General features: G+C 63.5%; 13 protein-coding genes. All 13 read left to right on the top strand.

The genetic code is table 11. The features are described from left to right. Positions 1 to 61: 61 nt before the first annotated feature. The 13 genes from clpB to tolQ all read left to right on the top strand — a co-directional run bounded on the left by clpB (position 62) and on the right by tolQ (position 13426). Complete coding sequence (clpB, locus tag VGM61_RS12580) at positions 62 to 2653, top strand: ATP-dependent chaperone ClpB (RefSeq protein WP_331523172.1); 2592 nt, start codon at positions 62 to 64, stop codon at positions 2651 to 2653. Between the two features lie 89 nt (positions 2654 to 2742). After that, positions 2743 to 3060, top strand: a complete 318-nt coding sequence (locus tag VGM61_RS12575; protein WP_331523171.1) for a zinc ribbon domain-containing protein — start codon at positions 2743 to 2745, stop codon at positions 3058 to 3060. 121 nt (positions 3061 to 3181) lie between these two features. Then, on the top strand, positions 3182 to 3700 hold the full coding sequence (locus VGM61_RS12570) for a DUF3011 domain-containing protein (protein WP_331523170.1): 519 nt from the start codon (positions 3182 to 3184) through the stop codon (positions 3698 to 3700). An 85-nt stretch (positions 3701 to 3785) separates the two neighbouring features. Continuing rightward, positions 3786 to 5555: an aspartate--tRNA ligase gene (aspS, locus tag VGM61_RS12565; protein ID WP_331523169.1), complete on the top strand. Its 1770-nt coding sequence runs from the start codon at positions 3786 to 3788 to the stop codon at positions 5553 to 5555. A gap of 6 nt (positions 5556 to 5561) precedes the next feature. Beyond that, entirely contained in the window at positions 5562 to 6200 is a 639-nt protein-coding gene (locus VGM61_RS12560; protein WP_331523168.1) for an esterase/lipase family protein, read from the top strand. A gap of 72 nt (positions 6201 to 6272) precedes the next feature. Beyond that, the gene (locus VGM61_RS12555; RefSeq protein ID WP_331523167.1) at positions 6273 to 7007 is read left to right on the top strand and encodes a YebC/PmpR family DNA-binding transcriptional regulator; all 735 of its coding nucleotides are present in this window, start codon (positions 6273 to 6275) and stop codon (positions 7005 to 7007) included. A gap of 43 nt (positions 7008 to 7050) precedes the next feature. Continuing rightward, the gene (gene ruvC, locus VGM61_RS12550) at positions 7051 to 7572 is read left to right on the top strand and encodes a crossover junction endodeoxyribonuclease RuvC (RefSeq protein ID WP_331523166.1); all 522 of its coding nucleotides are present in this window, start codon (positions 7051 to 7053) and stop codon (positions 7570 to 7572) included. Continuing rightward, positions 7569 to 8168: a Holliday junction branch migration protein RuvA gene (ruvA, locus tag VGM61_RS12545; RefSeq protein ID WP_331523165.1), complete on the top strand. Its 600-nt coding sequence runs from the start codon at positions 7569 to 7571 to the stop codon at positions 8166 to 8168. The genes ruvC and ruvA overlap by 4 nt, the downstream gene beginning before the upstream one ends. 2 nt (positions 8169 to 8170) lie before the next feature. Then, on the top strand, positions 8171 to 10051 hold the full coding sequence (locus VGM61_RS12540; protein ID WP_331523164.1) for a potassium transporter Kup: 1881 nt from the start codon (positions 8171 to 8173) through the stop codon (positions 10049 to 10051). Between the two features lie 162 nt (positions 10052 to 10213). After that, positions 10214 to 11119, top strand: a complete 906-nt coding sequence (locus VGM61_RS12535; RefSeq protein WP_331523163.1) for a hypothetical protein — start codon at positions 10214 to 10216, stop codon at positions 11117 to 11119. Between the two features lie 150 nt (positions 11120 to 11269). After that, positions 11270 to 12310, top strand: a complete 1041-nt coding sequence (gene ruvB, locus VGM61_RS12530) for a Holliday junction branch migration DNA helicase RuvB (protein ID WP_331523162.1) — start codon at positions 11270 to 11272, stop codon at positions 12308 to 12310. Further along, entirely contained in the window at positions 12307 to 12732 is a 426-nt protein-coding gene (gene ybgC, locus VGM61_RS12525) for a tol-pal system-associated acyl-CoA thioesterase (protein ID WP_331523161.1), read from the top strand. Before ruvB ends, ybgC begins: the two co-directional genes overlap by 4 nt. Before the next feature lie 4 nt (positions 12733 to 12736). Then, positions 12737 to 13426, top strand: a complete 690-nt coding sequence (gene tolQ / locus VGM61_RS12520) for a protein TolQ (RefSeq protein WP_331523160.1) — start codon at positions 12737 to 12739, stop codon at positions 13424 to 13426. Positions 13427 to 13443 lie beyond the last annotated feature (17 nt).

Genomic DNA, 13443 nt, shown 5'->3' with positions numbered 1-13443 from the left:
GTGACGGCGGCCAGGTCGCCGGCAAAGCCCGTCAAACCTACGAATTGGGGTTTATATCGTTATGCGCATGGACAAACTTACCTCGCGCTTTCAGCAGGCGCTGGCCGATGCCCAGTCGCTTGCCGTTGGCCGCGACCACAACCTGCTTGAGCCGGCACATGTGATGGCGGCGTTGATCGACCAGCAGGGCGGATCCACGGCGCCCCTGCTGACCCAGGCCCACGTCAACGTGCCGGCCCTGCGCCAGCGGATCGGCGAGATGCTCGACCGGCTGCCGAAGGTTACCGGGCAGGAAGGGTCGTTGAGCATCGGCAACGAGCTCACGCGATTGTTGAACCTCACCGACAGGCTGGCCCAGCAGCGTGGTGACCAGTTCATCGCCAGCGAGTTGTTCGTCTTGGCAGCGTTGGAGGATCGCGGTGAACTCGGCGCGGCGCTGAAAGCCGCTGGAGCCGTCAAGCCCGGGCTCGAGGCCGCGATCGAAAAGCTTCGCGGCGGTGAAAAAGTGCAGTCGGAGAACGCCGAGGAACAGCGCCAGGCGCTGGAGAAATACACCATCGATCTCACCGAGCGCGCCGAAAGCGGCAAGCTTGATCCGGTTATTGGCCGCGACGAGGAAATCCGCCGCACCATCCAGGTGCTGCAGAGGCGCACCAAGAACAATCCGGTGCTGATCGGCGAGCCCGGCGTGGGCAAGACGGCCATCGTCGAAGGGCTGGCCCAGCGCATCGTCAACGATGAAGTACCCGAAGGGCTGCGCAATCGTCGCGTGCTGTCGCTGGACCTGGGCGCGCTGATCGCCGGTGCGAAGTTCCGCGGCGAATTCGAAGAGCGCCTCAAGGCCGTGCTGAACGACCTGTCCAGGCAGGAAGGGCGGGTGATCCTGTTCATCGACGAATTGCACACCATGGTCGGCGCCGGAAAGGCCGATGGCGCCATGGACGCAGGCAACATGCTCAAACCTGCGCTGGCGCGTGGCGAGTTGCACTGCATCGGCGCCACCACGCTCGACGAATACCGCAAGTACGTCGAGAAGGATGCAGCGTTGGAGCGCCGCTTCCAGAAGGTATTCGTCGGCGAGCCCACGGTGGAGGACACCATCGCCATCCTGCGCGGCCTGAAGGAACGCTACGCCGTGCATCACGGCGTGGAGATCACCGACCCTGCCATCGTCGCCGCGGCAACGCTGTCCCATCGTTACATCGCCGACCGCCAGCTGCCCGACAAGGCGATCGACCTGATGGACGAGGCGGCCTCGCGCATCCGCATGGAAATTGATTCGAAGCCCGAGGAACTGGACCGACTGGAGCGCAGGCTGATCCAGCTGAAGATCCAGCGCGAAATGCTGCGCAAGGAAAAAGATGAAGAGTCGCGCCAGCGCCTGGCGGACCTTGAAGCCGACATCGATACCCTGGAGAGGGAGTTTTCCGACCTCAACGAAGTGTGGAAGTCGGAGAAGGCAGCCCTGCAGGGCGCCACGCGCATCAAGGAACAGATCGAAGAGGCCCGGCTGGAACTGGAAGCCGCGCAGCGCCGGCAGGACTACGGCCGCATGAGCGAGATCCAGTACGGCGCCCTGCCAGAGCTCGAAAAACAGCTTGAGGCGGCGCAGCAGGCCGAGCAGCAGAATTTCAAGCTGGTGCAGGATCGCGTGACCGCCGAGGAAATCGCCCAGGTGGTCAGCCGCTGGACGGGTATTCCGGTGTCCAAGATGCTCGAGGGCGAGCGCGAGAAACTGCTGCAGATGGAAACCGTGCTGCACGAACGCGTGGTGGGCCAGGACGAGGCTGTCAAGGCCGTAGCCGACGCCATCCGCCGCGCCCGCGCCGGGTTGTCGGACCCGAACCGCCCCTATGGATCATTCCTGTTCCTCGGGCCCACGGGCGTGGGCAAGACCGAACTGTGCAAGGCACTGGCCAACTTCCTCTTCGACGCGCCCGATGCCATGGTGCGCATCGACATGAGCGAATTCATGGAAAAGCACTCGGTGAGCCGCCTGGTTGGCGCACCTCCGGGTTATGTCGGCTATGAGGAGGGTGGTTACCTTACCGAGGCCGTGCGCCGCCGGCCCTATAGCGTGATCCTGCTCGACGAGGTGGAAAAAGCCCATCCGGATGTCTTCAACATCCTGTTGCAGGTGCTCGACGATGGCCGCCTTACCGACGGCCAGGGCCGCACGGTGGACTTCCGCAATACGGTCGTTGTGATGACCTCGAACCTGGGCTCGAACCTGATCCAGGAACAGGCCGGCGACAGCGAGGCCGACTATATGCAGATGAAGGCCTCGGTGCTGGCAGTGGTGCAGTCGCACTTCCGGCCCGAGTTCATCAACCGGCTGGATGAACTGGTGGTATTCCGCCCGCTGGGAAAGGCTCAGATCCGTTCGATTGCCCGCATCCAGCTGGATTACCTGGGCAAGCGGCTGGCCGAGCGGCAGCTGAAGATCGACATTTCCGATGCGGCCCTGGACATACTGGCCAACATTGGCTTCGACCCGGTGTATGGCGCGCGGCCACTCAAGCGCGCGGTACAGCAGCAACTGGAGAACCCGCTGGCGCAGCAGTTGCTGTCGGGCGTGTACGCCAGCGGCGACACCATCGAAGTTGGCGCCGAGGGTGGCCACCTGGTGTTTTCCAGGGGCGCGGCGTCTTGATGACCGGTGCGTCCCGCCGAGGTGCCGGTCCGGCGCTTCGGCGGGACACGCCGCTATAATCAGCGGCTGCGACCAGGTAACCATGCCCCATGCCCATCTACGAATTTCAGTGCCAGGCCTGCGGCCACCGCTTCGAGCGCCTGCAGAAGCTCTCCGACGCCGACCCCACCGTGTGTCCCACCTGCGGCGAGCCGCGCGTGGGGAGAATGCTTAGCGCCCCGGGTTTTCGCCTGGCCGGCAGCGGCTGGTATGAAACCGACTTCAAGAAAGACGGGGACAAAAAGCGCAATCTGGCCGGTGAAGGCAAGGTTGATGCGCCCAAGGCCGATGCCCCCAAAGCGGACGCTCCGAAGGTAGACGCCCCAAAGCCTGCCGCCGTCCCTCCGAAGGCCGCCAGCGCCGACTGACCCGCTGGTGGCTGAATCAATCTTGCGCCTGCCGTCGGTCGCGTATTCCTTCGTTCATGCGGAACGTGCAAGATCTTGCTCCACGGGCGCAGCCGCGCCGGCATGGCAAGGAGTTAGGACGATGAAAGCGCGTGCATGGGGCCTTGCGGCCACCTTGGGTTTGGTGGCGGGATCGATGTTCATGGCAGCGCCGGCCCAGGCGCAACACCGGGGCGGCGCGGTTACCTGCGGCAGCGTCGACGGCAAATACGCCCGCTGCAGCGTGCCCTGGCGCGACGCCCAGCTGGTGAAGCAGGACTCCGACACCCGCTGTGACCGGGGCCGCACCTGGGGCTTCGAGCGCGGAGCCATCTGGGTCGACCGAGGTTGCCGGGGTCAGTTCGCCGAGGCCGGCGGCCGACCGGGCGGTCCCGGGTGGGGTGGCGGTCGTCCCCCCGCACGCGACCAGGTCGTGGTCTGCGGTAGCGAGGACAACCGCTACAAGGTCTGTCCGATCGATCTTCGCGGTGCACGCGTGGCCATCGTCAACAACGATTCGGACACCCGTTGCATCCAGGGCCGTAACTGGGGCACCAATCGCGATGGCATCTGGGTCAATGGCGGCTGCCGAGGCCGCTTCGCGATCCAGCGCGGCCGCTGATCGCGGCCGGCTTCGGGCCGCATGCTAGAATTCGGGGTCTTTTCCACCCGAATCATGGCCATCGGCGGCCCGGAGCCAGCAGCGCATGCGTACGCACTTTTGTGGTCTCATCGACGAGACCCTCGTAGGCCAGGAAGTCACCCTGTGTGGCTGGGTCAATACGCTTCGCCTGCAAAGCCACGTGGCCTTCGTGGACCTGCGCGATCACGAGGGCATCGCCCAGGTGGTGATCGAGCGGAACAACGAGGCCGGATTCAAAGTAGCCGGTGAACTGGGCTACGAATACTGCATCCGTGTTACCGGCTCCGTGCGCAAGCGCATCGCCGCGAACGACAAGCTGCGCACCGGCACGGTAGAGCTCGTGGCCGATACCGTCGAGGTGCTCAATGCAGCGAAGGATCTCCCCTTCGCCCTGCATGAGAGCCCCAACGAAGACATGCGCATGACTTACCGCTACCTGGACCTTCGCCGGCCCGAGATGCAGAAGATCATGCGCACGCGCATCGCGCTGGTGCGCTCGCTGCGCCGCTACCTTGACGATGCCGGTTTCCAGGACATCGAAACGCCGATCCTGACCAAGGCCACGCCCGAGGGTGCGCGCGATTACCTGGTGCCCAGCCGTGTGCATCCGGGCCAGTTCTACGCGCTGCCGCAGTCGCCACAGTTGTTCAAGCAGATCCTGATGATGGCCGGATTCGATCGGTACTATCAGATCGCCCGCTGCTTTCGCGACGAAGACCTCCGCGCCGACCGCCAGCCGGAATTTACCCAGCTTGACCTTGAATTTGCCTTCGTCGAAGAACGCGACGTGCAGGATTTCGTCGAGGCGCTCATCCGCCACGTGTTCATGGACGTCATCAACGTTGAACTGGATGCGTCGTTCCCGCGCATGACCTGGGCCGAGGCCATGCAGCGCTTCGGTTCGGACAAACCAGACCTGCGCAACCCGCTGGAACTCATCGACGTTGCCAGCGCGGTGAAGCACGTGGAGTTCCAGGTGTTTGCAGGCCCCGCGAACGATCCGCAAGGCCGCGTCGCCGCCTTCCGCGTGCCCGGCGGTGCCACCATGACCCGCAAGGACATCGACCAGCTCACCGAGCACGCCGGCAAGTACGGCGCCAAGGGCCTGGCCTGGCTGCGCGTGGAAGACAAATCCAAAGGCCGCGAAGGCATCGCCTCGCCGGTGGCCAAGTTCCTCGACGACACCGCGCTCTCATCGCTGTTCGAACTCACCGGCGCCGACACCGGCGACATGCTGTTCTTCGGCGCAGGCTCCTGGAAGACGGTCACCGACTTCATGGGCCAGGTACGCCTGAAAGTCGGCCGTGACCGTGGCTTCGTCGCCGAAGGCTGGAAGCCGCTTTGGGTCACCGATTTCCCGATGTTCGAATACGACGCGGAGGAACAGCGCTTCGTGGCGCTGCATCATCCGTTCACCGCACCGAAGGTCGATGACATCGAAGACCTCCGCGCCAACGCCGCCACCGCGGTCAGCCGCGGCTACGACATGGTCATGAACGGCAACGAGATCGGCGGCGGTTCGATCCGTATTCATCGTCCGGAGATGCAGAGCGCCGTGTTTGGCCTGTTGGGCATCAGTGCCGAAGAAGCGGAGGCCAAGTTTGGTTTCCTGCTCAAGGCACTGAAGTTCGGTGCGCCTCCCCACGGTGGCCTGGCCTTCGGCATCGACCGCATCGCCGCGCTGATGGGCGGTACCGAATCGATCCGCGATGTCATCGCCTTCCCGAAGACCACCAGCGCCCAGGACCTCATGACCGATGCCCCGTCGCCGGTGGCCCTGGCCCAGCTGAAGGAACTGCACGTGCGTGTGGCTGACGCACCGGGCAAGGGATAGCGGCTGGTGGCGACCGAGCACGTCATCCTGCTGCATGGACTGTGGATGCGTGCCTTCGCCATGGGCCTGTTGCGCCGCCGCCTGATCGAGCAAGGCTTCCAGGTCCATCGCTTCGAATACATGAGCGTGGCCGGCACACCCGGGCGAGCCATCGTCCGTTTGCAGCGGAAGATGCGCGAACTGGCGCCGGGCCCGGTGCATCTGGTAGGGCACAGCCTTGGCGGCATGCTGGCGCTGCTGGCCTGCATGGATACCGACCTGCCGGACGGGCGCATCGTCTGCCTGGGATCGCCGCTCGCCGGCAGCGCCGCCGCGCGTGGCCTGATCAGCCATTGGGGCGGCGACCGCCTGCTGGGCAATGCCCGCGAATTGCTCGAGCACGGCTTTGAGAGCTGGGACGGGCCGCGCGCGGTCGGCATGGTGGCCGGCTATCTGCCCATGGGCCTGGGTTCGGTGGTGGGCGAACTCGCCGACGAACATGACGGTTCCGTGGCGGTGGCCGAAACCCGCCTGCCAGGCCTGGCCGACCATTGCCTGGTGGAAACCACCCATACCGGGCTACTCATGTCCGCCGAGGTGGCACGGCAGGCCGCGGCCTTCCTGCGCGACGGCCGTTTCATGGCCGCCCCCGCTGCGGCGGGGTAGGCCGGGGCGCCGGATGCACGTTTTGGAGTAAAATCCCCGCCTTCGCCACCTTGCAGCACGCAGGAACATCCCATGGGTAGAGGCCCGTCCATCGAAGGTCGCAAGAACGCCGAAGACGCCAAGCGCGCCAAGGTGTTCACCAAGCTGATCCGCGAAATCACCGTCGCGGCACGCTCGGGTGTGACCGACCCCGCCGGTAATCCGCGCCTGCGTTCGGCCGTGGACAAGGCGTTGTCGGCCAACATGACCAGGGACACCATCGAGCGCGCGATCAAGCGCGGCTCGGGTGCCGACGGCGGCGCCGATATGCAGGAAGTGCGCTACGAGGGCTACGGCCCCGGCGGCGTGGCCATCATCATCGACTGCGTCACCGACAACACCACGCGCGCGGTGGCCGATGTGCGCCACGCGCTCACCAAGCACGGCGGCAACCTCGGCACCAACGGCTCGGTGTCCTTCCAGTTCGCCCGCACCGGCGAAATCGTCTTTGCCACGGGTGGGGATGCCGCGCAGGAAGAGAAGATCCTCGAGGCCGCGCTCGAGGCCGGCGCGGATGACGTGGTGAACGAAGGCGGCATGAGCACCGTGCTGTGCGCCGGGGAGCACTACCATGCTGTCGAGGAAGGCCTGAAAGCTGCGGGCCTGAAGGCGGAAAGCTCGGACCTGGTCATGCGTCCGGCCAATCGCGTGGCCGTTCCTGCGGAAGTGGAAGAAACCCTGCGAGACCTCATCGATTGGCTCGAAGAACTCGACGATGTCCATGAGATCTATCACAACGCCGCGCTCTCAGCGCCGGTCGAAGGCTGAAGCGTCGCGGGTGGCCCACCCACCCGCATCGACCGCCAACACCATGACGCGCATCATCGGCATCGACCCGGGCAGCCAACGCACGGGCGTGGGGATAATTGACGTCACCGACGACGGCAGCCTTCGCCATGTGTTCCATGGCGCCTTGGCCGTGGCCGGCGAAGCCACCTTTCCACTGCGGCTGAAACGAATTTTCGACGAACTGCAAGCTATCGTGGGCACGCACCAGCCTACCGAGGCCTCGATCGAGCGTGTCTTCATGGCCCGCAATCCCGATTCGGCACTTAAACTGGGCCAGGCGCGCGGCGCTGCCATTTGCGCACTGGTCAACCAGGGGATCGTCGTGCACGAATATGCGGCCAGTGAAGTAAAGCAGGCAGTCGTCGGCGGTGGACGCGCCGACAAAAGCCAGGTGCAACACATGATCGGCATCCTGTTGTCGATCAAGGGGCCCATCCAGGCGGACGCCGCCGATGCCCTGGCGATCGCCGTGACCCACGCCCACACCCGCTCGAGCATCGAGCGGCTGGGTATTCCCCGCACCGCATGGAGGCGGCGCCGATGATCGGACGTTTACGCGGCATCCTGGTAACCAAACAGCCGCCCAGCCTGCTGATCGATGTCGGCGGCGTGGGATACGAGGTGGACGCTCCGATGTCCACCATCTACGAGCTTCCGGCCACGGGCAAGGAAGTGACACTCCTTACCCATCATGCGGTGAAGGAAGACTCCGTCGCGTTGTACGGCTTCATGCACGAGCACGAGCGCGCGTTGTTCCGGAACCTGCTTAAAGTGTCCGGCATCGGCGCCAAGATCGCGCTGGCGGTACTTTCGGGCGTATCCACCGACCAGTTCTCCCGCCTAGTGCTTGCCGGCGACGTGGTAGCGCTGACAAAAATCCCTGGCATCGGCAAGAAGACTGCCGAACGCATCGTGGTGGAACTGCGCGATCGCGTGGACGCCAACGGTATGACCCTTCCAGCCAACGGCTCAATGCCATCCGGCGCACCGCTCGATGCCGCCGGCGAAGCCACCGTGGCTCTACTGCAACTGGGCTACAAGCCAGTGGAAGTATCGCGCCTGGTGCAGAAAACCGCTGCCGACGGCGATGACGCCGAGGCTATCATCCGCAAGGCGCTACGCGCCGCGCTGGGGAATTGATCGTGCAAACCAACGAAACCCAACGCCATTCGCTGGCCGTGCTCGCGGCGGGTGCCGTTGGTGTCGTCTTCGGCGATATCGGCACCAGCCCGCTGTACGCGATGAAGGAAACCCTCGGCATGCATGGCATGCAGCCGGAACCTGTCGCGGTACTGGGCGTGCTTTCGCTGATTTTCTGGTCGCTGATCATGGTGGTGTCACTGAAGTACGTGACCTTCGTGATGCGTGCGGACAACAAGGGCGAAGGCGGCATCATGGCACTGATGGCGCTGGCCCAGCGCAGCATGGTGGGTCATTCGCGGGCCCGCTGGGTACTGGCGGCGATCGGTATTTTCGGAGCTTCGCTGTTCTACGGTGATGGCGTGATCACCCCGGCGATGTCGGTGCTCTCGGCGGTGGAGGGCCTGGAAATCGCAGCGCCCGGGCTCAGTACCTACATCATCCCGATCTGCGTGGGGATCATCCTGTTGCTGTTCGGCATCCAGCGCCACGGCACGCACCTGGTGGGCCGGGCCTTCGCGCCGGTGATGATCACCTGGTTCATCGTGCTGGCCGTACTGGGCGCGCGGCAGATCATCGCCCATCCCCAGGTGCTGTTGGCACTGAACCCGTGGTATGCGGTGGAATTCTTCCAGTCGCATGGCCGCGGCGCCTTCATCGCGCTGGGCGGCGTGGTGCTGGCGCTCACCGGCGCCGAGGCGCTCTATGCCGACATGGGCCATTTCGGCAAGCGTTCGATCCGCGTGTCGTGGTTCTTCTTCGTGCTGCCGTCGCTGCTGATCAACTACTTCGGCCAGGGTGCGTTGCTGCTGCACGACCAGAGGGCCATCGAAAACCCGTTCTACAAGCTGGTGCCGGAAAGCCTGTTGTACCCAATGGTGGTGTTGTCCTCCATGGCGGCGCTGATCGCCTCACAGGCGGTGATCTCCGGCGCATTTTCGATGACCCGCGAGGCCATGCAGCTGGGGTATTCCCCGCGCATGGCGGTCAAGCACACCTCACGCGAGATGTCCGGGCAGATCTTCCTGCCGTGGATCAACCGGCTGTTGCTGGTGCTGGTATTGCTGGCGGTGGTGGGTTTCCGCTCATCCAGCAACCTGGGCGCGGCCTATGGCATTGCCGTCACCGGCACCATGACCATGACCACCATGCTGGCCCTGGTGGTGGCGCGCAAGCGCTGGAACTGGAACTGGGCCGCTGTGATTTCCGTCGGCATCATCTTCCTCATCACCGACCTTTCCTTCTTCGGCGCCAATGCGCTGAAGATCGCCCATGGCGGCTGGTTCCCGCTGGTGCTGGGCGTGGTTATCTTCACCATGATGACCACCTGGCGCCGTGGCCGAGACCTGGTAGTACGCGAGATCAAGCAGTCCGGCCTGGCCCTGGCGCCCTTTATCGAGAATATTGCCGAGCACCCGCCGCTGCGCGTGCCGGGCACGGCGGTATTCCTCACCGCCAACCAGAATTCCGTACCGCACGCCATGCTGCATAACCTCAAGCACAACAAGGTGCTGCACGAGCGCAACGTGATGCTCACCGTCGACGTGCTGGAAACACCGGTGGCCGACAACGACGAGCGCCTGGACATCGTGGACATGGGCGGTGGCTTCTACGGCCTGCAGGTGCGCTTCGGTTTTGCCGAGGATCCGAACATCCCGCTCGCCCTGCAGCGCTGCCAGGCCAAGGGCCTGGGCTTCGACCTGATGGACACCACCTTCTTCCTGTCCCGCGAGACCATCGTCGCCGATGTCCGTCGGCCTGGCATGGCGTTGTGGCGCGACAAGCTATTTGCATTCATGGCGCGCAATGCGCTTCCTGCGACGGCGTTTTTCCAGATCCCCGGCAACCGGTTGATCGAATTGGGTGCGCAGGTGGAGATCTAGTCAGGTCGGGTTTTTCCTGGACCCACGGGCTCGACAGCCGTGTAGGGGAGCCTTTACAGCATGACCCGATATTGAAAGTCTTTCCCGGAGGGCATGGCTAAGATGGCCACGTCATCGCCGTTCGCCGGTGGCAACCGTACAGCCATTGGACAGGACATAAACATGAATCTGGGTAGCTTGCTTCCGAATGCCGCTTTGCAATGGGATGTGCTTGGTCATCAGTGCCAAATAAAAGCTTTTGAAGAGAACCTGAAGCCGCAAAGCAACGCCAATAAAAGTTTTTTGAGCAATCTTTTCACCGTGTCCCAGGGTGCGGTGGCCAGCATGGCCAGCGCGGCTGCCAGGAATCCAGCGTCGACGCTGGTTTTCGCCCTATTGGCAAGTCCATTGGCCGGGGCCAACGCCAAACCCTTTTCCACGACCACCAAGGAAATCGCCACGGCGTTTGATGGGTGCTGGGGGCGCCATCGCCATGACGACTTTTCCTTGGCATATTCAAAGGTCAGGTGCCTGGGAGAAATGGCAAGCGATATCTGTTCCGACAGGGAATTTGGCACGTCAAGCAGATACAACTTCGGTGCAGGGCAAGACAAGTTTTTTGATACAGAACACGATATATGTATAAAACTCCTGGGTCGATCCGCTGGAGTCAATACCGTTCTTCCCTCCAGGTACAAGGAACTCGCCGACATCTTTGAAGATGTCATAAAGGACGTCACTGCCAATCTGGACGACAGGGAGAATATTGATTTCTTCGACGCTGAAGAAATTATTGAACGCTATGAACTTCTGGGCGAGGTCGATGACTCCATCATGGACTCGCGCGATGTATCGGAATGGGTTTTCAGGCATCAATCCGAACTCGAGCACAAAGGCTACGTCCATCCGCCCACACGCGCTGAATTCATCCACGCCGCGGATAATAGATACAAAGAGAGTGGCGATATAAAGGATTTCCAGACATATAAACGTGTACGTGCCGGCATCATGGAACTGGATCTGAAGCCTTACGAAAACGGCTATTACGGCAAGCTGATAAGCGCCATCTCGGCGAAACTGGGCGTATAGGGTGATCGGTTCCGGAACCGGTTGACCTGGCGAGACGCGCTCGGTAGGGGATCTTGCCTGGGTCACGTGGATCGGAGCGATTGGATGTCCCTGCGCCGCGCAAATACCCAATTGGCGAGGGAATACCCTTGTTAATGCCATAATACGGCGATGACCGACCGCATCGTCACTGCCGCTGCCGCCATGGACGACGAGGCCCTCGAGGCCTCGATCCGCCCGAAGCGACTGTCCGAGTATCTCGGGCAGCAGGCGGTACGTGAGCAGATGTCGATCTATATCGAGGCGGCGCGGCGGCGGGTTGGGGCGCTTGACCATACGCTGATCTTCGGGCCGCCTGGACTGGGCAAAACTACCCTTTCCCATGTGATCGCAAATGAGCTGGGTGTGAAACTGCGCAGCACGTCCGGCCCTGTGCTGGAGCGGGCAGGCGACCTCGCAGCCCTGCTGACCAACCTTGAACCCAACGACGTGCTGTTCGTGGATGAAATCCACCGCCTTTCCCCCGTGGTGGAGGAAGTGCTGTATCCGGCGATGGAGGATTTCCAGATCGACATCATGATCGGCGAAGGCCCCGCGGCCCGCTCGATCAAGCTCGATCTGCCCCCCTTCACCCTGATCGGGGCGACCACACGCGCAGGCCTGCTTACCGGGCCGCTGCGTGACCGTTTCGGCATCATCCAGCGGCTGCAGTTCTACGACGTGGACGAACTCACCGCTATCGTCCGCCGTGCCGCGCGCATCCTCAGTATCGAATGCGCGCTGGAAGGGGCGGTGGAGATCGCCCGCCGTTCGCGTGGTACACCGCGCATCGCCAACCGGCTGCTTCGCCGGGTACGGGATTTCGCTGAAGTGCGAGGCGACGGCATCATCACCCACCTGGCAGCACGCGCAGCCATGGACATGCTCCAGGTGGACCAGGAGGGCTTCGACGATCTCGACCGCCGCCTGCTGCACATCATCATCAACAACTTCGAGGGTGGCCCGGTGGGCGTGGAGTCGCTGGCCGCGGCCCTCTCGGAAGACCGTGGCACGCTTGAAGACGTGGTTGAGCCGTATCTTATCCAGCAGGGCTTCCTGATCCGCACCGCCCGGGGCCGCATGGCCAGCGCCAGGGCGTGGCGGCACCTGGGCCTGACGCCGCCGCCACGGCAGCCGCAGGCGCCGGACCTTTTTGGCAGCGACGAGGCATGAACGGCGCATTTTCGTGGCCGGTCCGCATCTACTGGGAAGATACCGACGCCGGTGGCGTGGTCTACCACGCCAGCTACGTCCGCTTCCTGGAACGGGGTCGTACCGAGTTCCTTCGGGCCGCTGGCATGGACCAGATTCGCCTCAGCCAGGACACCGGTCTTGCCTTCGTGGTGAGGGAAATGACCCTGGATTTCCTCCGCCCGGCCCGACTGGATGATGAACTGCTGGTCACGGTGGCGGTCAAACAGCGTCGTTCAGCCAGTATTCTTTTCGCCCAGGAGATTCACCGGATCGACGGGACGCCGCTACTGCGCGCCACGGTCCGGGTCGCCTGTGTGGAGCTTGCCTCCATGCGGCCGGTAGCGATTCCCCCCGATCTATTTCCCCATTCCCTTGTCGTTGCACCCGCTGGAGAGACCTGATCCGATGAACGGTGGACTGAACGTATTCAAGCTGGTCACCGATGCCAGCATTCCCGTGCAGCTGGTCATGTTGTTGCTGCTGGTGTTCTCGTTCCTTTCCTGGGTGATCATCATCCGCAAGTACTCGCAGATGAAAGTCGCCCACGACAATGCCGAGAGCTTCGAGGAGCGCTTCTGGTCGGGCGCGGACCTTGCCGGCCTGTACCGCGAGGTGAGTGCCCGCGGCGATCACGCCCACGGCCTGGACAACGTCTTCGAAGCCGGTTTCCGCGAGTTCGCCCGCCAGCGCAAGAGCCGCGGCGGCGATCCTGTCCGCGTGGTCGAGGGCGCCGAGCGTGCCATGCGCGTGGCTGGTACCCGCGAAATCGGCAAGCTGGAACAGAACCTGGAATTCCTCGCCAATGTCGGTTCCATCAGCCCCTACGTGGGCCTGTTCGGCACCGTCTGGGGCATCATGGGCGCCTTCCAGGGCTTGGGGGAAATGAAGGACGTCACCATTGCCGTGGTGGCCCCGCACATCTCCGAGGCATTGATCGCCACGGCCATGGGCCTGTTCGCCGCCATTCCCGCGGTGTGGGCCTACAACCGCTACGCCAACAAGGTCGAGCGCATCGCCTCGCGCTACGAGGTCTTCCAGGAAGAATTCTCATCCGTGCTGCAGCGGCAGATCCAGTCTTCCGACGACCTGGCCTGAGCCGGCGGGAGCCGATA

The sequence above is a fragment of the Pinirhizobacter sp. genome (genome assembly GCF_036499745.1).
Classification (GTDB): domain Bacteria; phylum Pseudomonadota; class Gammaproteobacteria; order Xanthomonadales; family Rhodanobacteraceae; genus Pinirhizobacter.
The sequence above is the reverse complement of the archived record's forward strand: the minus strand, read 5'-3'. Positions and strand labels throughout refer to the sequence as shown.